The 22,151-nt window shown below is 31.7% G+C and carries 21 protein-coding genes; 14 read left to right on the plus strand and 7 right to left on the minus strand.

Going from position 1 to position 22,151, the window contains the following annotated elements; all coding sequences use genetic code 11:
- The first annotated feature begins 14 nt into the window (after positions 1–14).
- From tilS to WA327_RS09790, 5 genes are all read left to right on the plus strand, one after another.
- Positions 15–1,331 (plus strand): tRNA lysidine(34) synthetase TilS, encoded by a 1,317-nt coding sequence (tilS, locus tag WA327_RS09770; protein ID WP_336069188.1) that lies wholly within the window; start codon positions 15–17, stop codon positions 1,329–1,331.
- Positions 1,328–3,700 carry a protein-disulfide reductase DsbD domain-containing protein gene (locus WA327_RS09775; protein ID WP_336069190.1) on the plus strand — a complete coding sequence of 791 codons (2,373 nt, stop codon included), beginning with the start codon at positions 1,328–1,330 and terminating at the stop codon, positions 3,698–3,700. Before tilS ends, WA327_RS09775 begins: the two co-directional genes overlap by 4 nt.
- 62 nt (positions 3,701–3,762) lie before the next feature.
- Positions 3,763–5,385: an adenine deaminase gene (gene ade, locus WA327_RS09780; RefSeq protein ID WP_336069192.1), complete on the plus strand. Its 1,623-nt coding sequence runs from the start codon at positions 3,763–3,765 to the stop codon at positions 5,383–5,385.
- A gap of 32 nt (positions 5,386–5,417) precedes the next feature.
- Entirely contained in the window at positions 5,418–5,666 is a 249-nt protein-coding gene (locus tag WA327_RS09785) for a hypothetical protein (protein WP_336069193.1), read from the plus strand.
- A 14-nt stretch (positions 5,667–5,680) separates the two neighbouring features.
- Positions 5,681–6,652 carry an alpha/beta fold hydrolase gene (locus WA327_RS09790; protein WP_336069196.1) on the plus strand — a complete coding sequence of 324 codons (972 nt, stop codon included), beginning with the start codon at positions 5,681–5,683 and terminating at the stop codon, positions 6,650–6,652.
- On the opposite strand, the gene WA327_RS09795 is transcribed toward WA327_RS09790, so the two are convergent.
- Positions 6,649–8,118, minus strand: a complete 1,470-nt coding sequence (locus WA327_RS09795) for a DASS family sodium-coupled anion symporter (RefSeq protein WP_336069197.1) — start codon at positions 8,116–8,118, stop codon at positions 6,649–6,651. The genes WA327_RS09790 and WA327_RS09795 overlap by 4 nt on opposite strands.
- 124 nt (positions 8,119–8,242) lie before the next feature.
- Between WA327_RS09795 and WA327_RS09800 the strand changes: the two genes are divergently transcribed.
- The 7 genes from WA327_RS09800 to WA327_RS09830 all read left to right on the plus strand — a co-directional run bounded on the left by WA327_RS09800 (position 8,243) and on the right by WA327_RS09830 (position 13,734).
- The gene (locus WA327_RS09800) at positions 8,243–9,778 is read left to right on the plus strand and encodes a YifB family Mg chelatase-like AAA ATPase (RefSeq protein WP_027878832.1); all 1,536 of its coding nucleotides are present in this window, start codon (positions 8,243–8,245) and stop codon (positions 9,776–9,778) included.
- A 76-nt stretch (positions 9,779–9,854) separates the two neighbouring features.
- Positions 9,855–10,214 (plus strand): hypothetical protein, encoded by a 360-nt coding sequence (locus tag WA327_RS09805; protein WP_336069200.1) that lies wholly within the window; start codon positions 9,855–9,857, stop codon positions 10,212–10,214.
- Between the two features lie 3 nt (positions 10,215–10,217).
- The gene (locus WA327_RS09810) at positions 10,218–10,946 is read left to right on the plus strand and encodes a hypothetical protein (protein ID WP_336069202.1); all 729 of its coding nucleotides are present in this window, start codon (positions 10,218–10,220) and stop codon (positions 10,944–10,946) included.
- A gap of 6 nt (positions 10,947–10,952) precedes the next feature.
- The gene (locus WA327_RS09815) at positions 10,953–11,675 is read left to right on the plus strand and encodes a hypothetical protein (protein ID WP_336069204.1); all 723 of its coding nucleotides are present in this window, start codon (positions 10,953–10,955) and stop codon (positions 11,673–11,675) included.
- A 54-nt stretch (positions 11,676–11,729) separates the two neighbouring features.
- Complete coding sequence (locus tag WA327_RS09820) at positions 11,730–12,188, plus strand: hypothetical protein (RefSeq protein ID WP_336069206.1); 459 nt, start codon at positions 11,730–11,732, stop codon at positions 12,186–12,188.
- A 6-nt stretch (positions 12,189–12,194) separates the two neighbouring features.
- Positions 12,195–12,905 carry a hypothetical protein gene (locus WA327_RS09825; protein ID WP_336069209.1) on the plus strand — a complete coding sequence of 237 codons (711 nt, stop codon included), beginning with the start codon at positions 12,195–12,197 and terminating at the stop codon, positions 12,903–12,905.
- On the plus strand, positions 12,898–13,734 hold the full coding sequence (locus WA327_RS09830) for a histidine kinase (protein WP_336069211.1): 837 nt from the start codon (positions 12,898–12,900) through the stop codon (positions 13,732–13,734). Before WA327_RS09825 ends, WA327_RS09830 begins: the two co-directional genes overlap by 8 nt.
- On the opposite strand, the gene WA327_RS09835 is transcribed toward WA327_RS09830, so the two are convergent.
- From WA327_RS09835 to panB, 4 genes are read right to left on the minus strand one after another with little or no spacing between them, the layout of a single operon-like run.
- Positions 13,720–15,090 (minus strand): aldehyde dehydrogenase, encoded by a 1,371-nt coding sequence (locus WA327_RS09835; RefSeq protein ID WP_336069213.1) that lies wholly within the window; start codon positions 15,088–15,090, stop codon positions 13,720–13,722. The genes WA327_RS09830 and WA327_RS09835 overlap by 15 nt on opposite strands.
- 38 nt (positions 15,091–15,128) lie before the next feature.
- Positions 15,129–15,833 carry an RluA family pseudouridine synthase gene (locus WA327_RS09840; RefSeq protein ID WP_336069216.1) on the minus strand — a complete coding sequence of 235 codons (705 nt, stop codon included), beginning with the start codon at positions 15,831–15,833 and terminating at the stop codon, positions 15,129–15,131.
- A gap of 20 nt (positions 15,834–15,853) precedes the next feature.
- The gene (locus WA327_RS09845; protein WP_336069219.1) at positions 15,854–16,204 is read right to left on the minus strand and encodes a four helix bundle protein; all 351 of its coding nucleotides are present in this window, start codon (positions 16,202–16,204) and stop codon (positions 15,854–15,856) included.
- A 50-nt stretch (positions 16,205–16,254) separates the two neighbouring features.
- The gene (panB, locus tag WA327_RS09850) at positions 16,255–17,073 is read right to left on the minus strand and encodes a 3-methyl-2-oxobutanoate hydroxymethyltransferase (protein WP_336069221.1); all 819 of its coding nucleotides are present in this window, start codon (positions 17,071–17,073) and stop codon (positions 16,255–16,257) included.
- A 101-nt stretch (positions 17,074–17,174) separates the two neighbouring features.
- Between panB and WA327_RS09855 the strand changes: the two genes are divergently transcribed.
- Complete coding sequence (locus tag WA327_RS09855) at positions 17,175–17,624, plus strand: nuclear transport factor 2 family protein (protein ID WP_336069223.1); 450 nt, start codon at positions 17,175–17,177, stop codon at positions 17,622–17,624.
- A 167-nt stretch (positions 17,625–17,791) separates the two neighbouring features.
- On the opposite strand, the gene WA327_RS09860 is transcribed toward WA327_RS09855, so the two are convergent.
- Both WA327_RS09860 and WA327_RS09865 read right to left on the minus strand, forming a co-directional pair.
- The gene (locus tag WA327_RS09860) at positions 17,792–19,213 is read right to left on the minus strand and encodes an L-serine ammonia-lyase (RefSeq protein WP_336069225.1); all 1,422 of its coding nucleotides are present in this window, start codon (positions 19,211–19,213) and stop codon (positions 17,792–17,794) included.
- A gap of 87 nt (positions 19,214–19,300) precedes the next feature.
- Positions 19,301–19,789: a hypothetical protein gene (locus tag WA327_RS09865; RefSeq protein WP_336069227.1), complete on the minus strand. Its 489-nt coding sequence runs from the start codon at positions 19,787–19,789 to the stop codon at positions 19,301–19,303.
- 174 nt (positions 19,790–19,963) lie between these two features.
- On the opposite strand from WA327_RS09865, the gene dnaK reads away from it, so the two are divergent.
- On the plus strand, positions 19,964–21,874 hold the full coding sequence (gene dnaK, locus WA327_RS09870) for a molecular chaperone DnaK (RefSeq protein ID WP_336069229.1): 1,911 nt from the start codon (positions 19,964–19,966) through the stop codon (positions 21,872–21,874).
- Positions 21,875–22,151 lie beyond the last annotated feature (277 nt).

The following is a 22,151-nucleotide window of genomic DNA, read 5'->3' on the forward strand; positions in this document are numbered from 1 at the left end:
AGTACTTTTACAGTATGCTAAAAGCGTTTAAAAATCACATAAAACAACAACTTCCTTTTTTAAAAGAAAGTAAGCTGTTGGTTGCTATTTCTGGCGGCGTAGATTCGGTGGTTTTAACGCATTTGTGTAAAGAAGCGAATCTAGATTTTGCTTTAGCGCATTGTAATTTCAATTTAAGAGGAAATGAAAGTGACGCTGATGAGAGTTTTGTTTTAGAGCTTGCAGAAGATTTAGATGTTGAAGTATTTATCCAAAATTTTGATACCGAAAGTTTTGCAAAAAACGAAAAACTATCCATACAATTAGCCGCAAGACAACTACGTTACGATTGGTTTTTTGAACTATCAGAACAATTAGAATTCGATTACATTTTAACTGCGCATCACGCAGATGATAATTTAGAAACGTTTCTAATCAACTTATCACGTGGTACAGGTTTAGAAGGTCTAAAAGGTATTCCTGAAGTTAATGAAACTATCGTTAGACCGTTGTTGTCTTTTTCAAGAGAAGACATTGAAGATTATGCAAAAAAACACCATTTAAAATGGCGAGAAGATAGCAGCAATGCTTCTACAAAATACTTGCGTAATAAGTTGCGTCATGATATAATTCCTGTTTTAAAAGACATAAATCCAGATGTTTTAACAAACTTTCAAAACACATTGGCGCATTTAAATGATAGTTCAACTATCGTTGAAGATGCTGTAGATTCCTTTTTAAATAAAGCGATTGTATCTATTGATGACAGCCAAATTTCATATAAAATTTCAGAATTTGAAGCATTAAATAATCCAAAAGCTTATCTATTTGAAGTCTTTAAAGATTATGGTTTTACACAATGGAAAGACATTAAAAATTTACTAACTGCACAAAGCGGAAAGTTGGTGTTTTCTAAAACGCATCAGCTATTAAAAGATAGAGATTATTTGATTTTAAGTGAATTGTCTTCAAAAGAAAACAATGAAACAGTTACCATTCTTGAAGATCAAAACGAAATAAAATTACCAAACGGAATTTTATGTATAGAGTCAGTCGAAGAAATAGGTAAAACAGATAAATCCACCATTTATATTGATAAAAAAACGTTAAAGTATCCTTTAACTGTAAGACATTGGGAAAAAGGCGACTATTTTTACCCATTAGGAATGCAAGGAAAAAAGAAACTAAGTAAGTTTTTTAAAGACGAAAAATTATCTTTGATAGATAAACAAAATACCTTGCTTTTGTGTAGTGATCATCAAGTGGTTTGGGTGATTAATCACAGAGCAGACAATAGGTTTAAAATAACTAAACAAACCCAAGACATTTTAAAAATTAAATATCAAAAATGAAGCAATTAATAGCTTTTGTAATTGTACTTTTTTCAATACAAACCGTTTTTTCTCAAATAGAACCTGTAAAATGGTCGGCAGAAGTCGAAAAAATTAGTGACACAGAATACAATCTAATTTATAAAGCAGATATAGAAAATCATTGGCATTTATATTCTCAAACTTTACCAGAAGGTGGTGCAATTCCGACCGAGTTTATCTATAACGAAGATGCTTTAACTAGCGACTTTGAACTAGTTGGTAAAGCTACCGAAAGTAAGAGTATTACTAAGTTTGATAAAGTATTTCAAATGGATTTGACTTACTTTGATAATGAAGCAACATTTACTCAAAAAATAAAACTTAAAAACCCAAATGTAACACAAATTGAAGCCGAAATTAGCTTTCAAGCATGTGATGATGCTAGATGTATTTTTGAAAGTGAAATCGTTACTTTTCCTTTAAAAGAAGGTCAATCTCAAGTTTTTGAACCCGTAAAATGGAGTTCAGAAATTGAAAAATTAAGTGATACAGAGTATCAACTAATTTATACCGCAGATTTAGACGAAAAATGGCACATTTATTCTCAAAAAAACACAAACTTAGATGGGCCAATTGCTACAGAATTCACTTTTAATGATATTAATAAAGATTACGAATTAGTAGGAAAAGTTAAAGAATCTAAAAGCGTAACTAAATATGAAAATGCTTTTAAGATGGACGTGACTTATTTTGAAAATAAGGCGGTTTTCACTCAAAAAATTAAAGTTCTAAATCCTGCTTTAAATAAAATTGAAGCTGAAGTATTTTTTCAAGCTTGTGATGACGAAAAATGCTTAGCTCCAACAACATTTGAATTTGTTAATAATTTAGACGGAACAGAAGCTTTAATAGAAACCACTAAAATTGATGCTGAAAGCTTAGAAAAATCAAGACAATTAAATCTAAATATTACAGGTTGGGAAAATTATAAACAAGAAGAAGTTAAAGAAAAAACCAACTTTGGTATTTTCATTCTTGGTTTTATTGGCGGTTTAATAGCATTATTAACACCTTGTGTGTTCCCGATGATTCCCTTAACGGTTTCATTCTTCACAAAAAGCGCAGAAAACAGTCAAAAAGGTATTGCAAATGCAATATTATATGGGTTTTTCATTCTTTTAATTTATGTGCTTTTAAGTTTACCATTTCACTTTTTAGACTCTTTAGATCCAGAAATTTTAAATACTATTTCAACCAATGTATGGCTTAATATTATCTTCTTTTTAATCTTAGGCTTTTTCGCATTTTCATTTTTTGGTTTTTACGAAATCACATTACCAGCGTCTTGGGGAAATAAAATGGACGAAAAATCCTCAAGCATTGGTGGTTTTATTGGTATATTCTTTATGGCGTTAACCTTAGCAATTGTTTCGTTTTCTTGTACGGGACCAATTTTAGGTTCATTATTAGCAGGATCATTAACAAGTGATGGTGGCGCAATGCAATTAACTGCTGGTATGACAGGTTTTGGTTTAGCATTAGCATTACCGTTTACCTTATTTGCAATGTTTCCAAAATGGTTAAATGCATTGCCAAAATCGGGTGGTTGGTTAAATAGCGTTAAAGTAGTTTTAGGATTTTTAGAACTAGCTATGGCGTTTAAATTTTTATCAAATGCAGATTTAGTGTCACATTGGGGACTTTTAAAACGTGAAATTTTCTTAGGAATATGGATAATTTTAGGTATTGGGTTGTTCCTTTATTTAATAGGAAAAATCAAATTTCCGCATGATAGCCCATTAAAAAAGCTAAGTTTTTTAAGGGTTAGTACAGCTGTTTTAGTCATCTCATTTGTTATTTATATAGCACCAGGAATACTAAAAAATCCAACATGGGACTTAACAGCGTTAAGTGGTTTTCCGCCACCAATATCTTATAGTATTTATGAAAAAGATTCAGAATGTCCTTTAGGTTTAGATTGTTATAAAGATTTAGACAAAGGTATTGCTGCAGCAAAAGCTGCAAACAAACCAATTATGTTAGACTTTACAGGTTGGGCTTGTGTAAATTGTCGTAAAATGGAAGAACAAGTATGGAGTCAGAGTAAAATCTATAAAATACTTAAAGAAGAGTATATTATTATTTCATTATACGTAGATGATCGTAAAGAACTGCCAAAAGAAGAGCAATTTAAATACGTAAAACCTAACGGAAATTTAAAAAATATTAGAACGATAGGCGATAAATGGGCGACCTTACAAACGCTAAACTTTCAAAATAACTCACAACCATTTTATGTGTTGTTAAATCATAATATGGAATTGTTAAATCACACAACTGCCTACACACCAAACGCAGACGAGTATTTTGAATGGCTCCAAAAAGGCGTTGAAAACTTCAAGAAATAAAAAACTAATCCTGCAAATGCAGGATTTTTTTTAGTTTAATTTTGTGACATAAATAAATAAGAATGAAAACAATACAAGGTCAAATAGTAGACATACAAAATAGAACAATTTTTAGCGGAAGTATTTTAGTAGAAAACGGAAAAATTAAAGCTATTAAAAAAGAAGCACATAATGTAAAACACTACATTTTACCTGGTTTTGTAGATGCACATATTCATATAGAAAGCTCCATGTTAGTACCTAGCGAGTTTGCTAAAATAGCCGTAAAACATGGTACGGTTGCAACTGTTAGTGATCCGCATGAAATCGCCAATGTGTTAGGCGTAAAAGGTGTCGAGTTTATGATTGAAAACGGTAAGCAAACACCATTTAAATTCAATTTTGGAGCACCAAGTTGTGTGCCTGCAACCACTTTTGAATCGGCTGGAGCTGTTATAAATTCTGATGATATAAAAACCTTAATGGCAAATCCAGACATTAAATATTTAGCCGAAATGATGAATTATCCTGGCGTTTTATTTGATGATTCTGAAGTTTTAAAAAAGATAGAATGGGCAAAACATTATAACAAACCTATTGATGGTCATGCGCCAGGTTTACGTGGTGAAGATTTAACCAAATACATTAATGCAGGAATAACAACCGATCACGAGTGTTTTACCTACGAAGAAGGCTTAGAAAAATTGCAAAAAGGAATGAAAGTCCTTATTCGTGAAGGTAGCGCCGCCAAAAACTTCGAAGCGCTTATAGATTTACTTCCAAAGCATTATCAAAACATCATGTTTTGTAGTGACGATAAACATCCAGACGATTTATTGTTGCACCATATAAATAAATTATGCGCTAGAGCAGTAGCAAAAGGTAACAATGTCTTTAACGTGTTGCAAGCAGCATGCATAAATCCTGTAAAGCATTATAATTTAGACGTTGGATTATTAAATGAAGGTGACACTGCAGATTTTATTGTAGTTGAAGATTTAAAAGCATTTAAAACATTACAAACTTATATTAATGGCGAATTAGTTTTTGATAACGGTACATCTTTAATGCCTCATATTAATTTTGAAAATCTTAATAATTTCAACACAGAGACGAAGCAGGTTTCTGATTTTAAAGTTGAAAGTCAAGCAAAAAATATTAGAGTAATTGAAGCTTTGGATGGCGAGTTAGTGACTAACCAAATCTTGGCAGAAGCTACAATAGAAAATGGAAATTTAGTTTCTAATACTAAAACAGATATTTTAAAAATGACGGTTGTTAACCGTTATAAAAATGACACGCCTGCAATAGCATTTATTAAAAATTTTGGATTAAAAGAAGGCGCAATCGCAAGTTCTGTTGGTCACGATTCTCATAATATTATTGCTATTGGCGTAGATGATGAAGCGATTTGTAAAGCAGTAAACTTAATCATTGAAAATAAAGGTGGAATTTGTGCAGTCTCTAATACAAAACAAGAGGTTGTACCATTACCAGTTGCAGGAATTATGAGTGATCAAAATGCCGAAACTATTGGTAAAGCCTATGCCAAATTAGACCAAATGGCAAAAGACTTAGGCGCCACTTTACACGCGCCTTATATGACGTTATCATTTATGGCATTGTTAGTTATACCAGCTTTAAAATTAAGTGATAAAGGCTTGTTTGATGGAAGTAAGTTTGAGTTTGTGGATTTAATGATATAGTTTTGATTAATAATTCGTAAAATATTTAATCAATGGAAAAATCTGAAATGGATAAGCTTATAGAGAGCTTAAAAGAAGTAAAAGAAAACAATATTAATAAAAATGAGCTTTTATTAAAAATTTTAAATGTTTTTGATGAAGATGTTGATATAGAAGAAAAACTTCCTTTTTTAAAGACAATTTTAGAGGGCTTAATAAATGATACAATTAGTATTCATGAAAAATTATATACATTGAATATTCAGATTATAGATTTACAAAAAGATTTTTATAATATGTAGTAATTACTATTTTATTGCCAATCCTAAACACAACATACAAACCCAATTTACTATTCCGTAATGGTCATATTGCTACGATTTATTCAGGATTATGGCGTAGGGTAAAAGGCGTTAATCAAAAACGAGAACGTATTGTTTTACCAGATCAAGATTTTTTAGATTTAGATTGGAGTTTTTCAACTAAAAAAACGAATCAGTTACTAATTGTTTTACACGGTTTAGAAGGTAACGGTAATAGGCATTACGTACTTGGATCGGCTAAAATAGCTAACCAAAATAATATGGATGCTGTTTGTGTTAATTTTAGAGGTTGTAGTGGCGAAGTCAACAAAAGTTTTCAGTCGTATCATTCTGGTAAAACAGATGATTTAGCATACGTTATTAATCACATTACAACGCATTATCACTACGATACAATTTACTTAAACGGATTTAGTTTAGGCGGAAACGTTATTTTAAAATATTTAGGTGAAACGGAAGATATACCAAAGCAAATTAAGGCAGCAGTAGCAGTTTCGGTACCAGTTTATTTAAAAGGATCTTTGCAACGTTTGATGGCTTTAGAAAATAAAATGTATTCCATTAAATTTTTAAGAGATTTAAAGCAAAAACTGAAAGAAAAACAGGTTTTATATCCTGAAAAAATTTCAAATTCCATAATAAAGTCGGTAAAGACATTAAAAGATTTTGACGATAATTATACATCAAAAGCACATGGTTTTAAAGATGCTTACGATTATTATGAGCAATCAAGCAGTCTTCAGTTTTTAAACCAAATTTCAGTACCAACGTTATTAATTAATGCGCTAAACGATTCGTTTTTATCAAAAGAATGTTATCCAATAGAAGAAGCCAAAAACAACCCAAACCTATTTTTAGAACTACCAAAATATGGTGGACACGTTGGGTTTCATTATAAAAACAATATTTATTATACTGAATCTAGAATGATTTCATTTTTAAATCAAATTTCTAATTCATTTTAATGTTTAAAAGCGTCAGGAAATCCTTCGATTGTAATATTCCAAAGCAATGGAAGGATAAAGTAAACAAACAAGGTTAATAAAATGATTGATACTAAATTCAACACAAAACCTTTTTTTACCATATCTGGAATACGTAAATAACCAGATCCAAAAACTACAGCATTTGGTGGCGTTGCAACAGGTAGCATAAAAGCACAAGACGCCGCAACAGCAGCTCCAACCATTAATATAAATGGATGAATATCTATTGAAATAGCCATAGGAGCCAACACCGGTAATAGCATTGCGGTTGTTGCTAAATTAGATGTGATTTCGGTTAAAAAATTAACCGCAGCAATTAATAATAATAGTAAAATGATGGTTGTTACACCTGCAAAAGTGGTCATTTGTTCGCCAATCCATTTCGCTAAACCTGTAGTTTCAAAACCTTTTGCTAAAGCCATTCCACCACCAAACAATAAAATAATTCCCCACGGGATTTTCACTGCATCATCCCAACTAATCAATTTTGTTCCTTGTTTTTTAGACGGTAACAAAAACAATACGATAGAAAAAGAAATAGCGATAATAGTATCATCTAACGCAGGTAAAATAGTTTTAAATAAAAACGAACGTGTAATCCAGAAAAAAGCAGTTAAACCAAAAATAAAAGCGACCAGTTTTTCTTCATAACTAATTTTGCCTAAAGCTTTTAATTGACGGTTAACTTCGGCTTTTCCTCCAGAAAATTCTTTCTTTTCAAATTTAAAAGCAACTTCAGTAAGGTATTTCCAACAGATAAATAATAATATAATTGAAATAGGAAACCCAAACATAAACCATTGTAAAAAGGTGATTTCGTAATTATAAATATCCGAAACAACTCCAGCCAACACTAAATTTGGCGGTGTACCAATTAATGTTGCAATACCACCAATAGAGGCGCTATAAGCAATCGCTAACATTAGGGCTTTACCAAAGGTTAAATTTTCGTCTTCTGGTGTGTTTGGGTTATCTTTTAGTTGCAAAATGATAGCCACACCGATAGGAAGCATCATCACCGAGGTAGCGGTATTGCTAATCCACATGGATAAAAATGCGGTAGCTAGCATAAACCCAAGGATAATTCGTTTTAAATTAAACCCAATAATATTAATGATATTTAGTGCAATACGTTTGTGAAGATTCCATTTTTCAATAGCAATAGCGATTATAAAACCGCCTAAATATAAAAACACAAATTTATGTCCAAAAGCACTTGTAGTATCACTTAAATTAAGTCCGCCAGACAATGGGAAAAGTGCAATTGGCAATAACGCAGTTACCGCAATTGGTATTGCTTCTGTAATCCACCAAATAGCAATCCAAGCTGTTGCAGCTAATACAGCACGACCTTCTGTAGATAAACCTTCAGGTTTAAAAAATAATAGTAAGAGTACAAAAACGATAGGTCCTAAAACCAATCCAATTTTTTGAGTGTTTTTCATTTACATTGAATTGAATAAAACGAAAGTAAAGAATTTATTATTTATTAATAACCTCGATTTAAAACTATATTAAAAATGACAATTCATTCAAAATTTATATATTAACACTCTAAACCAATCATTTATGCTTAAAAAAGTATTTGGAAGTGCCGTTTTTGGTGTTGAAGCAACAACGGTAACCGTAGAAGTTAATGTAGATACCGGTATAGGTTATCATCTTGTTGGATTGCCCGACAATGCTATAAAAGAAAGTAATTATCGTATTGCAGCTGCGTTACAAAATAACGGTTATAAAATCCCTGGAAAGAAGATTATCATTAATATGTCTCCAGCAGATTTACGTAAAGAAGGCTCTGCTTATGATTTGACGTTAGCTATCGGGATTTTAGCAGCATCTAAACAAATTAAAGCCGAAGATTTAGACCGTTATTTAATTATGGGCGAGTTGTCTTTAGACGGAAATTTACAACCTATAAAAGGTGCGTTGCCTATTGCAATTAAGGCTAGGGAAGAAGGTTACAAAGGGTTTATTTTACCTATGCAAAATGCAAAAGAAGCAGCAATAGTAAACGATTTAGAGGTTTTTGGTGTAGAAAATATTAAAGAAGTAATTAACTTTTTTGATAAAGGTGAAGCATTGCAACAAGTTAAAATTGATACCAGAAAAGAATTTGAAAAAAATCTAGACTTCCCCGAGTTTGATTTTGCAGACGTTAAAGGTCAAGAAAGTATTAAACGTTGCATGGAAATTGCTGCAGCTGGAGGACATAACATTATTTTAATTGGTCCACCAGGCGCAGGAAAAACTATGTTAGCCAAGCGTTTGCCTAGCATTTTGCCACCAATGACCTTGCATGAAGCTTTAGAAACCACAAAAATACACAGTGTCGTTGGTCGTGTAAAAGACACAGGATTAATGTCGCAAAGACCATTTAGAAGTCCGCATCATACGATTTCGAATGTGGCATTGGTTGGTGGCGGAAGTTATCCGCAACCAGGAGAAATCTCTTTAAGCCATAATGGTGTGCTGTTTTTAGACGAGTTGCCAGAATTTAAAAGAGAAGTTTTAGAAGTAATGCGTCAACCTTTGGAGGATAGAGAAGTTACCATTTCACGAGCAAAATTTACTGTGACTTATCCATCATCGTTTATGTTGGTAGCAAGTATGAATCCAAGTCCTGGCGGTTATTTTAACGATCCAGATGCGCCAGTAACTTCTAGTCCAGCTGAAATGCAACGGTATTTAAGCAAAATTTCTGGTCCGTTGTTGGATAGGATAGATATTCATATTGAAGTTACGCCAGTTCCTTTTGAAAAATTGTCGGATGATCAAATAGCAGAAAGTTCTGTAGATATTAGAAAGCGAGTAACTAAAGCTAGAGAAATCCAGACAAAACGTTTCAAAGATTTTGAGAATGTACATTACAATGCGCAGATGTCTACCAAACAAATACGTAAATATTGTAAGTTGGATGATGCTTCACTTCAGCTTTTAAAAACAGCGATGGAGCGATTAAATCTTTCGGCTAGAGCTTATGACAGAATTTTAAAAGTAGCCAGAACTATTGCCGATTTAGAGCAAAGCGAAACCGTTTTGGGTAATCATATAAGCGAAGCAATTCAATATAGAAGTTTAGATCGTGATGGTTGGTTGGGGTAGTCGATTTATAATATTAACAAAATTTTTCCTACTTTTATGAAGTAAATGCAATATTAATCAAACTAATTTTAACCAAATGCAAAAACCACAAGGAATAATCTCTGCTCAAGAAGCACAGACATTAAACGACAACTGGACAAACTTAAGAGCAAAAGCTAATGAAGCAGCTGCAGGACAACCAGACAATAGATCATCTTGGTACTCTTTAGATGATATGCAAAACTTTTTAGACTATATAAAAGAAAAAAACGATAACGTTAATGGCGTTCGTTTTTATTTAGGTGTAGAAACTACTAAAGAAGACTTAAAAGGAATGACAACTATTTTTATGGTTCCAACACAAGAACAAGACGGTAAAAATATAGATATTGAAGGTGCAGATGGTATGGATGATGGAGTAGAAGGAAACCCGCCATCAGCAAGTTATCCGCAATAATCAATGGATACATTTATCTCTTTTATTAAATCAAACTATATCCTACTTTTAAAAAGTTTAGAAGTTATGGCGGCTTTGACAGGCTTAATTCTTCTAAAAAAGTATAAACAAGATAAAACGGCTAAATTTTTTATATTTTTCTTGTTTTATGTGGTTTTGATTGAAACATTAGGATCTTACACTTTGTTAATATACAAGAATAAAGATTATTTAGATATTTACGATACATTAAAAAGCACTGTTTTTTCAAAAAATTATTGGTGGTATTCTTTAGTATGGGCAATAGGCTCATCTATATTTTTTTCAATTTATTTTTATAAAGTTTTAAGATCAAGAAAGTTAAAGACTTTAGTTAAATATTTAGCAGTTTCTATAATTTGCATACAATTCTTTTTTTATGTCTTTAAGTTTGAAAATTTTCATTCAGGAAACATTACAGAAATTAGAATCTTAAACTTAGCTTTAGTACTTATTGTAACCTCAATTTATTTTATTGAATTAATTAATAGTGAAGCAATAACCAATTTTTATAAGTCACTGCCTTTTTATGTAGCTACATCAGCAATGATGTTTTTTTTAATAAAGACACCAGTTGTTTTTTTTGAAAAATATTTTAATACTTCAGACCAAGATTATATTGCTTTAAAATATTTTATTAGTTTGTTTTCAATATTATTTATGTATTTAACTTATACTATTGGTTTAATAGTGTCTAAACCAGAAAAAAGCTAATTAAATTTGATATCCTTTATAGAAGAATATTATGCGATTGGTTTTAGATCTGCAGAGATTTTTGCAGCATTATCAGGTATAATATTTTTCAAAAAGTATAAGTATGATAAAGCAGCTAAATATTTAATTTATTTTTTAATTTATGTCAATGTTATTGAAGTTATAGCACATTATCCAACTCTTTTACAAGAAGAGAAAAGTTTAAAATGGTTAAAAGATTTATTAAGCGGCACTGCTTTTCTAAGAAATTATTGGTGGTATTTTATAGCTTGGTTTATTGGCTCAAATGTGTTTTTTAGTTTCTATTATTATTTAATTTCAGAGTCAAAAAAAATACAGTTTTATATAAAATATCTATGTTTTGCTACTGTATCAGTACAACTTATATTGTTCATTTTGTTTTTAAGAAAATTAGATTATGATTTTTTGATTTATACAGAAGTTATAAATCTAGTGGTCATTTTATTTTTAGTTTCAACTTATTTTATGCAATTAATTAATAGTGAAAAACTAGTTATTTTCTATAAAACTTTACCTTTTTATGTAACAGTAGCTGCTTTTGTATTTACTATAACAACAACACCTTTAGTTTTTTTTGAAAGATATTTTAATCTTTCAGATCCAGATTATATTAGCCTAAAATATGTAGTCAATTTTTTTGCAATTATATTCATGTATAGTTTAATAGGTATTGGAATAATAGTTTCTGAAGCAGAAGTAAGAAAATAATTTTTTTTATTATTTTTAACAAGTAAATAGCTATTAACTTAAAAACTAACCAACATGAAAAACTTACTTAGCCTTTTAATAGGATTAATTATTGGTGCATTAATTTCTTATTATTTTTTCTGTTCTTCAGGACTAACAACGCCACCACCAACTACAATTCCAACAGGTATCATTACAGCTAGCGAGGCAAGAAACCTGAATGATAATTGGACATCTTACCGTAAAGCTGCAAACGATTCTGTAGCTTATGGAGGAGAGGATAATCGTTCTTCTTGGTATTCTATTGATGATATGGAGTATTATATAAATTATGCTAAGGATTCTTTAGAAGCTAATGGCATACGTTTATATTTAGGTGTAGATACATCATTTGATGATGGTGGTTTAACAACTATTTTTATGGTACCGACTAAAGCAGGACTAAGAGGTAATCCACCAAAAGATATTTCTACAGCAAATGCTTTAGATAGAGGTACAGGAGGAACTCCTCCAGGACAAGGATATCCTAACTAAATAATTTTGGAAAATTTTATTCTTAATAATAATGTTTATATAACATATGTAATTGAATTTATAGCTGTATTAGCTGGAGTATTTACTTATAAAAAGTATAAACAGTCTACAGCTATATTTTTTATTCATATCCTATTTTTTATATTATTTTTAGAACTTTTTGGTAGTTATCCTAATTATTATGGAAAAGTTAATTTTTTAAAACCTCTTTATGATTCCGTATTCAGAGATAATTATTGGTGGTTTACTATATGTTTTGATGTTATAACGATTTTTTTATTTTCAAGATTATTTTACAAAGTCTTAAAAAGAAAAACATATAAAAAAATTGTAAGTATATCTTCTTACACTTTTATCATAGTATCGATTGTCTACATATTTTTAAATTTTAATAAACTATTCTTTCAATTTTTTATTTTTATTCAAATATTAGGAGCTGTATTAATCATCATTAGTACGGTAAGTTATTTTTTAGAAATAATAAACAATGATAAAATCCTCACCTTTTATAAAGATTTATATTTTTACGTTGCTGTCGCTATATTTATGTGGTGGATAATTGTAACTCCTGTTTCATTTTTTGATATTTATTTTAGAGCAGAAGATTGGAACTTCATACTCTTAAAATGGCAAATATATTTAATAGCTAACTTGTTTATGTATACTACATTTGCAATTGGTCTAATTGTTTCAAAACCAGAAAAAATCAATGATTAATCTTATATTTTTATTACAACAACCAGCTACTTCTACAGCGTCAGAGCGTTATTTGCTTATATATATGATTGGTGTATTAGTAGTAATCACTTCTTTAGTAATCTTATTTTTTATAGTATTTCAGAAAAGAAAAAATAAATTACTAATAGATAAAATTAAGCAAAAACAAGTATTTGAAAAAGAACTATCAGATGCACAAACCGAAATACAAGAACAAACTCTTAAAAATATTGGCTGGGAATTACACGATAACGTAGGACAGTTGCTTGCAGCTGCAAGTATGCAACTTAATATTTTAAAAACTAAACTAGGTGATGATGATGCGCTTAATTCTTTTAAAGATGCATCAGAGACAGTAAAAGAAAGCCTAAAAGAAGTCCGTATGTTGTCAAGGTCACTTAATAATGAAGTGATTTTAAATATAGGTTTTGAAAAATCAATTAGTAATGAGCTTGATCGTCTTAAAAAGATGAAGTTTGCTAGCGCAGAACTTAACGTTAAAGGCGAAATCAAAGAATTTGAAAACAAAAAACATGAGATAATTATCTTTAGAATTTTACAAGAATTCTTTTCAAATACAGTAAAATATTCTGAAGCTAAAAACTTATCTGTTATTTTAGATTATCAAGAAAATCATCTAAAAATTACAGCAAAAGATGATGGTGTAGGTTTTGATATGACAACAGTTAATAAAGGTGCAGGTTTATTAAATATGCAAAGTCGTGCCGAGTTAATTAATATGGAATATCAATTAATATCTCAACCAGGTGAAGGCGTTACTTTAGAGTTGATTTATCCTTACAAACATGACAATTTAGAGCCATTTTAGTAAGGATTTTAGCTGTTTTAATTTTCCTTTGTAAGGTGCATAGCGTAAAGGAATATCTAACCAATTTCCTTTTTTAACAATAGCTTTTTTATGGCTAAAGGTATCAAATGTATACTTGCCATGATAAGCACCAATACCACTATTACCAACACCTCCAAAAGGTAATCTGTGGTTTGCAAAATGAATTACTGTATCATTTATACATCCGCCACCAAATGAATATTGCTTGATTAATTGTTTTGCTTGCACGGAATTTGTACTAAACACATACAAACTTAATGGTTTTGAATATCTACGGATTATCGAATCAATATCATCTAAATTTTTAAATGAAATAACAGGCAAAATCGGACCAAATATTTCATCTTCCATGACTTTACTATCTAATGTTGGTTCATCAATTATTGTTGGCGAAATGTAAAGATTCTCAATATTTGTTTCTCCGCCAATAATACAGTTTTCATCAACTAACATTTCGGCTAGACGATTAAAGTTTTTTTCGTTGATAATATGAGCAAAATCTGCTGATTGTTGTGGGTTTTTAGAGTAAGCTGAAATGATTTCATCTTCTAAAACCTTATAAAATTTCTTTTTAATTGTTGAATCGATTAATATGTAATCTGGCGCAATACAAGTTTGTCCTGCATTAATAAATTTCCCCCAAACTATACGTTTGGCTGCAAGTTTTAGATTTGCGGTTTTATCAATAATACATGGGTTTTTACCGCCTAATTCCAATGTGATTGGCGTTAAATTAGGTGCTGCAGCTTTAGCTACAATTTTACCAACACCAACGCTACCAGTAAAGAAAATATAATCCCAAACTTGATTTAAAAGTTGTGTTGAAGTGTCTACGCCACCTTCAACTACGGTTACAAATTTTGGAGGAAAAATAGTTGTTATAATTTTTGAAAGTAGAGCTGAGGTATTAGGTGTAAGTTCACTTGGTTTAAGTACAACAGTGTTTCCTGCAGCTACTGCGCCGATTAGCGGTGCTAACGCAAGCTGATAAGGATAATTCCAAGGTGCGATGATTAAAGCGGTTCCGTAAGGTTCAGAATACAAATAATCTGATGATGGAAAATTTAGTAAACTTGGGAATACTCGTTTTGGTTTAGCCCATTTATCAATGTGTTTTATTGTACGCTTTAAATCTTGTAAAACGATTGCAGTTTCTGAAATGACAGACTCAAATTCTGGTTTTTTAAAATCGTCATAAAGCGCTTTAGTAATATTGTTTTCTTGTTTAATTAACTCCGATTGAAGTTGTTTTAGCAATTGCTTTCTATAGTCAATATTTTTAGTTTTTCCAGTTTTAAAAAACTCTTTTTGAGAATTTACAATAGCTTCAATCATGCCTTATTTCTTTTTTAATAAAAATAAGAATTATTAAACTAAAGACAGGCGTCCCAAACTGGATCTTTTGGTAATGGTGCTGTGATATCTAATTCTTCTTTAGAAACTGGATGAATAAATTTAATATTTCTGGCATGTAGACTTATACTAGCATCTTTGTTACTTCTATCGTAACCATATTTTAAATCGCCTTTAATTGGGCAGCCAATACTAGCTAGTTGCGTACGAATTTGATGGTGTCTACCTGTTTCTAAAGTGACTTCTAGCAAATAGAAATTATCTAGTTTTTTAATAATTTGATAGCTTAAAATAGCCTTTTTACTGTCTTTGACTTCAGTTGAATGTGCGTAAGATTTATTGTTTTTAGGATTCTTTTTTAACCAATGCACAAGTTTATCTGAATCTTTTTTAGGTTTATTTTTAACTAAAGCCCAATAGGTTTTGGTAATATCTTTAGTTGCAAACATTTTATTAAGTCTAGGTAGCGCTTTGCTAGTTTTAGAAAAAATGACCAATCCAGAAGTAGGACGGTCTAATCGATGTACAGTTCCTAAATAGACATTTCCAGGTTTATTATATTTATCTTTTAAATATGATTTAACTACATCACTTAATGGTTTATCACCAGTTTTATCGCCTTGTACAATATCTCCAGCACGTTTATTAACGACAATAATATGATTGTCTTCGTAAATGACCTGAAGATTGTTTTTATTGGATAGATGCTTCGATTTTTGGATCACTAGATGATTAGATTTTTAGATTAACTTAAAGAAGAATTAAACTTTGAAGTCATTTTTATTATTGAATTTAATTCGTTTAATAAAGATTCTAAATCTTCATCTGAAATAAACTTTAAATCAGAAGCTATTAGAAGTTGAGTTTCAATTTCAAAAGCAGAACCTAATGTTATTTGTAAAAATCTAGCAAAATCTTTATTTGATTTTCTTGAAGAACCTTCAGCTATATTAGAAGGAATTGATACAGCAGCACGCCTTAATTGATTTGTTAGTCCAAATTTTTCAGATTCAGGAAAATTAGAAGTTACTTGATAAATAGTGGAGCAAAAAACTCTACTACGTTTCCAAATTTCTAAATCCTTAAACCTATGCATAAATACTAGTCTAATTAATCCAATAATCTAATAATCTAAATAATCGTTGCTTAATATTGCTCTTTATCGCTAGGAAAATCGACTGTCTTTACATCTTCAACATATTGAGATATTGCATTAGTCATATCGTCGAAAAGGTTCATGTAACGACGTAAAAATCTTGGGTTAAACTCATGTGTCATCCCAACCATATCATGTAATACTAAAACTTGACCATCTACACCATTACCCGCTCCAATACCAATAACAGGAATAGAAACACTTTCTGCAACTTCTTTAGCTAATTTAGCTGGTATTTTTTCTAAAACAATACCAAAACAGCCAGCTTTTTCAAGCATTAAAGCATCTTCTTTTAGTTTTTCGGCTTCTACTTCTTCTTTAGCCCTAACAGTATAAGTTCCAAATTTATAAATGGATTGCGGAATCAAACCTAAATGTCCCATTACAGGTATACCTGCATTTATGATACGTTTGATAGATTCTTTAACCTCTTTTCCTCCTTCAAGTTTTACAGCATGTCCACCAGATTCTTTCATAATTCTAATAGCAGATCTTAATGCTTCTTTAGGATCACTTTGATAGGTTCCAAAGGGTAAATCTACTACAACTAATGCACGTTTTACAGCGCGAATTACAGACGACGCATGATAAATCATTTGATCAAGAGTAATAGGTAAAGTGGTTTCATGACCAGCCATAACATTACTTGCAGAATCACCAACTAAAATAACGTCTACACCAGCACCATCAACAATAGTTGCCATAGTGTAATCATATGCGGTTAACATGGATATTTTTTCGCCATTAGCTTTCATATCCACTAATGTTTTTACTGTAATTCTTTTATATTCTTTTTTTGCGGTAGACATAATCTTTAATTTGATAGATTGTAAAAATACTAAAATTAAGGCGTATTGCTAAATTTTTCTTTTCACTGAAAACCTTATATTTACGATAAATTATTTTTAAGATGAAATCAATTCTTTACGTTATTCTGCTATTAATTTCTGTTGAAACTTTTGCGCAAAGTGAAGCTGAAGTACAAAAAACAATCGAAACGTTTTTTGAAGGTTTTCATAAACAAGATTCTACTTTATTAAACCAAGTGGTTTATAAAGATGTGACGTTGCAAACGATAGCGACTAACCGAGAAGGAAAAACTATTTTACACACCGAAGATTATGACAAATTTATAACTTCAATTTTATCAATTCCTGAAAATCAAAAATTTGAAGAAAAGCTATTGAGTTTTGATATTAAAATTGATGGAAATATGGCAAACGCTTGGACTCCTTATGAGTTTTGGTTTAACGACCAGTTTAGTCATTGTGGTGTTAATTCATTTCAATTAATTAAAGTTGACAATGCTTGGAAAATCTTCTTTTTAGTTGATACCAGACGAAAAGATTGTGAAGATTAATTAAACTTAATGTCTCCTCGAGCGCGAGCGCAGTCGAGGGTTGTTTTTAGGTCTCGACTGCGCTCGACCAGACTAGTAAAATTATATGTCCAAATCGGTAACCAAGCATTATAGAACAGTTGGTAGCTATGCGTAGTCGAAAAAATGGTAGCTGAGCGTAGTCGAAGCTAACAATCTGACAAACTTACTCTAACAGCTAATCCACCTTCACTAGTTTCTTTGTATTTAGTGTGCATATCTTTAGCGGTTTCCCACATCGTATCTACCACTTTATCTAAAGGTACTTTGACATTTTTAGGATCTGTATCTAAAGCTAATTCGGCAGCATTAATGGCTTTTATTGCTCCCATACTATTACGTTCTATACAAGGTATTTGTACCAATCCACCAATTGGATCACAGGTTAGTCCTAAATGATGTTCCATTGCAATTTCTGCAGCAATCATGACTTGTTCTGGTGTACCACCAAGTAACTCGGTTAATGCACCTGCAGCCATAGCAGAAGATACGCCAATTTCAGCTTGGCATCCGCCCATAGCAGCACTAATTGTTGCGCCTTTTTTAAAGATGCTTCCAATTTCACTTGCTACTAAAAGAAAACGCTTAATGTCGCTAAAATCGCCATCATGATTTTCAATAACCATATAATACATCAAAACAGCAGGAATAACACCTGCGCTTCCGTTGGTTGGAGCTGTAACCACACGACCTAAAGACGCATTAACTTCATTTACGGCTAAAGCAAAACAGCTAACCCATTTAAGGATTTGTCTAAACTTGACTTCACTTTCTCTGATACTTTCTAACCATTCTTGTGGCGTTGTGTAAGGTACTTCAATATTTAATCGTTTGTGTGTATCGTAAGCACGTCTTCTAACGTTTAATCCGCCAGGAAGATTACCTTCAGTATGACAACCTACAAACATACATTCTAGCATAGTTTGCCAAATGCGATTTAATTCGAAATCTATTTCTTCGTCAGTACGAAGTGATCTTTCGTTTTCTAAAACAATTTCAGAAATACTAAGATTTTCTTTATGACAAAAGTCTAATAACTCTGATGCTTTATGAACAGGATAAGGAAATTCTTTTAAAAGCTCCACGTTTTCTTCATGTACGGTACGTTCTTCTTTTACTACAAATCCGCCACCAATAGAATAGAACGTAGACTCGTGCGTTTCATTTTCCGCGAAAGCGGTAAACTTAATTCCGTTAGCATGAAAAGGTAAAAACTCGCGGTTAAACACGATGTCCTTTTTAGGGTCAAATGGTAATACTAGCTCGTTGTTTAAAACCAGTTTGTGTGTGTTAGTAATGGAAGCAATGACAATATCAATAGTGTCTGTTGGGATACGCTCTGGATCTGCGCCACTTAAACCAAGCATAACAGCTAAGTCTGTAGCGTGACCTTTTCCCGTTAAGGATAGTGACCCGTAAAGGTCAACTTTTACACTAATAATACGGTCAAAAAAGTTATCTGCTTTAAGTTCATAAATCCAGCGTTCTGCAGCACGCCAAGGTCCCAAAGTATGAGAACTTGATGGGCCTACGCCAATTTTAAGCATATCAAAAACCGAGATACATTCCATTTACGAAAACGTTATAATTGTTCGCAAATATACATTTTGTATAAGTTAAAAGAATAAAAAAACAGCTTTGTTTTAATTCAAATCTGTTTATATTTTTTTAAACTCTTTTATATCATACATTTTTATGATAGCATCTAAATTAGAAAAGTCAACTCTACCAAAGTCAATTGCTGGAACTACTACAATTCTAAATATTTGATTTTGTGTGTACTCTGGTGGTAACGTATTAAAATTTGTATTACCATCTAAAAATAAGAACACGTCAGATAGCGTAAAATCGAAGTTATAAGTTAAAAAACTATCATCATCAAAAGTGACTGTTTGTGGCATTAATCTCCAAATATCTTGCCCGTTACTACTTTCCCATAAAATATAGACTAAAACCATATCGTCTTCAAACATTTGAAAAGGATAAAGTACTTGTGCTTCAAAGAAATTATCTTGATTAAAATTAATTGGATTAGTTTCGAACGAAGGAATGACATCTGCATCTTGACCATCAAATCCAGGAGGACCTTGCGGACCTTCACAAGCAAATAATAAAGCGACAATAACTAAGGACAATAATTTTTTCATAACTAAAATTTTAATTTTTATAAAGTTACAATTATGTTTTATAATACTGTATTTATCGGTTATTTAAATTTAAATATGACATCGTGTCAGTAAAAATGTCTTGGCATATTAATTGACTTAATGAGGTCGAATAAGTTTTTAAAAACACAACAAAAAAATAAATTATATAAAATTATGAGTAAGATTATTGGAATCGATTTAGGAACAACTAACTCTTGCGTTTCTGTAATGGAAGGTAACGAACCAGTAGTTATCCCTAACGCAGAAGGTAAGCGTACTACACCTTCTGTTATCGCTTTTGTTGAAGGCGGAGAGATAAAAGTTGGTGATCCAGCAAAACGTCAAGCAGTAACAAACCCAACAAAAACAGTTTATTCTATTAAACGTTTTATGGGTAACAAATATTCTGAGTCTAAAAACGAAGCAGAACGTGTACCATATAAAGTAGTAAAAGGTGATAATGATACACCTCGTGTAGATATTGATGGTCGTTTATATACACCACAAGAATTATCTGCAATGGTACTTCAAAAAATGAAAAAAACAGCCGAAGACTACTTAGGACAAGACGTAAGTGAAGCAGTAATTACTGTGCCAGCTTACTTTAATGATAGCCAACGTCAAGCAACAAAAGAAGCAGGAGAAATTGCAGGTCTTAAAGTTAGACGTATCATTAACGAGCCTACAGCAGCAGCTTTAGCTTATGGATTAGACAAAAAAGGAACCGACCAAAAAATTGTAGTATTTGACTTTGGTGGTGGTACACATGACGTATCTATCTTAGAATTAGGAGATGGTGTTTTTGAAGTATTATCTACAGACGGAGATACACATTTAGGTGGTGATGATGTAGATGAAAAAATCATTAACTGGTTAGCAGACGAGTTTCAAGCTGAAGAAAACATGGACTTACGTAAAGATCCAATGTCTTTACAACGTTTAAAAGAAGCTTCAGAAAAAGCGAAGATAGAATTATCATCTTCTGAGCAAACTGAAATCAACTTACCATACATCACAGCTACAGCAAGCGGACCAAAACACTTAGTGCGTACATTAACACGTAGTAAATTTGAGCAATTAATAGACGATTTAGTAAAACGTACGATAGAGCCATGTGAGTCTGCATTAAAATCTGCAGGATTAAGTAAAAGTGATATTGACCAAATTATTTTAGTTGGTGGATCTACACGTATTCCAGCAGTACAAAAAGCAGTAGAAAGTTTCTTTGGAAAAGCGCCAAGTAAAGGTGTAAACCCAGACGAGGTTGTATCTTTAGGAGCAGCAATACAAGGTGGTGTATTAACAGGAGATGTAAAAGACGTATTATTATTAGACGTTACACCATTATCATTAGGTATCGAGACTATGGGTAATGTATTTACTAAGTTAATCGAAGCAAATACAACAATCCCAACAAAAAAATCTCAGATTTTCTCTACCGCAGCAGATAATCAGCCATCAGTAGAAATCCATGTATTACAAGGAGAACGTGCTATGGCGGCAGATAATAAAACGATTGGACGTTTCCACTTAGATGGTATTCCACCAGCACAAAGAGGTGTACCACAAATTGAGGTAACTTTTGATATTGATGCTAACGGTATTATTAAAGTATCTGCAACAGATAAAGCAACAAATAAAACGCAAGATATTCGTATTGAAGCGTCTTCTGGTTTAACTGAAGACGAAATCCAAAAGATGAAAGCTGACGCTGAAGCAAATGCAGAAGCAGATAAAAAAGCAGCAGAAAGTGCTAAGAAGTTAAACGAAGCAGATTCTATGATTTTCCAAACGGAAAAACAATTAAAAGAATTTGGTGATAAATTATCAGACGATAAGAAAAAGCCAATCGAAGATGCTTTAGAAGAACTTAAAAAAGCTTACGAAACAAAAGACTTAGCAGTAATCGAGCCAGCGTTAGAAAAAATTAACGAAGCTTGGAAAGTTGCTAGCGAAGAAATGTACAAAGCACAACAAGAGACACAAGGAGCAGCTGGTGCAACAGACGCAGGTGCAGGCGCACAAGGCCAAGCAGCAGACTCTGGTAACGATGTTGAAGACGTAGATTTTGAAGAAGTAAAGTAAGCAGAGAACCACTTTTTAGTAAAAAAGTGTGAGAATCGCTTATGCTGAGCGTAGTCGAAGTATTAATGCTTGAAGTCTTAAGACGAAAGCTAGAAGTAAAAAAGAGGTTGCCTTTTTAGGCAGCCTCTTTTTTTTTTATAGTATGATTGTCATGCTGAACTAGTTTCAGTATCTCATTCTAATAAAAAGCGCAACCGTTGGTCACTGAGCGCAGTCGAAGTGCAAAATCCAAAATCCAAAAATCTCTACATTCAAAGTGTCAGACTAAGCTTGTCAT

Source organism: Mesoflavibacter sp. CH_XMU1404-2, from assembly GCF_037029465.1.
Lineage (GTDB): Bacteria > Bacteroidota > Bacteroidia > Flavobacteriales > Flavobacteriaceae > Mesoflavibacter.

What these genes read in the sequence shown, in the direction of transcription:
- tilS (WP_336069188.1), top strand. Translation starts at nt 15, where the DNA reads ATGCTAAAAGCGTTTAAAAATCACATAAAACAACAACTTCCTTTTTTA.
- WA327_RS09775 (WP_336069190.1), top strand. Translation starts at nt 1,328, where the DNA reads ATGAAGCAATTAATAGCTTTTGTAATTGTACTTTTTTCAATACAAACC.
- ade (WP_336069192.1), top strand. Translation starts at nt 3,763, where the DNA reads ATGAAAACAATACAAGGTCAAATAGTAGACATACAAAATAGAACAATT.
- WA327_RS09785 (WP_336069193.1), top strand. Translation starts at nt 5,418, where the DNA reads ATGGAAAAATCTGAAATGGATAAGCTTATAGAGAGCTTAAAAGAAGTA.
- WA327_RS09795 (WP_336069197.1), bottom strand. Translation starts at nt 8,118, where the DNA reads ATGAAAAACACTCAAAAAATTGGATTGGTTTTAGGACCTATCGTTTTT.
- WA327_RS09800 (WP_027878832.1), top strand. Translation starts at nt 8,243, where the DNA reads ATGCTTAAAAAAGTATTTGGAAGTGCCGTTTTTGGTGTTGAAGCAACA.
- WA327_RS09805 (WP_336069200.1), top strand. Translation starts at nt 9,855, where the DNA reads ATGCAAAAACCACAAGGAATAATCTCTGCTCAAGAAGCACAGACATTA.
- WA327_RS09810 (WP_336069202.1), top strand. Translation starts at nt 10,218, where the DNA reads ATGGATACATTTATCTCTTTTATTAAATCAAACTATATCCTACTTTTA.
- WA327_RS09820 (WP_336069206.1), top strand. Translation starts at nt 11,730, where the DNA reads ATGAAAAACTTACTTAGCCTTTTAATAGGATTAATTATTGGTGCATTA.
- WA327_RS09830 (WP_336069211.1), top strand. Translation starts at nt 12,898, where the DNA reads ATGATTAATCTTATATTTTTATTACAACAACCAGCTACTTCTACAGCG.
- WA327_RS09835 (WP_336069213.1), bottom strand. Translation starts at nt 15,090, where the DNA reads ATGATTGAAGCTATTGTAAATTCTCAAAAAGAGTTTTTTAAAACTGGA.
- WA327_RS09845 (WP_336069219.1), bottom strand. Translation starts at nt 16,204, where the DNA reads ATGCATAGGTTTAAGGATTTAGAAATTTGGAAACGTAGTAGAGTTTTT.
- panB (WP_336069221.1), bottom strand. Translation starts at nt 17,073, where the DNA reads ATGTCTACCGCAAAAAAAGAATATAAAAGAATTACAGTAAAAACATTA.
- WA327_RS09855 (WP_336069223.1), top strand. Translation starts at nt 17,175, where the DNA reads ATGAAATCAATTCTTTACGTTATTCTGCTATTAATTTCTGTTGAAACT.
- WA327_RS09860 (WP_336069225.1), bottom strand. Translation starts at nt 19,213, where the DNA reads ATGGAATGTATCTCGGTTTTTGATATGCTTAAAATTGGCGTAGGCCCA.
- WA327_RS09865 (WP_336069227.1), bottom strand. Translation starts at nt 19,789, where the DNA reads ATGAAAAAATTATTGTCCTTAGTTATTGTCGCTTTATTATTTGCTTGT.
- dnaK (WP_336069229.1), top strand. Translation starts at nt 19,964, where the DNA reads ATGAGTAAGATTATTGGAATCGATTTAGGAACAACTAACTCTTGCGTT.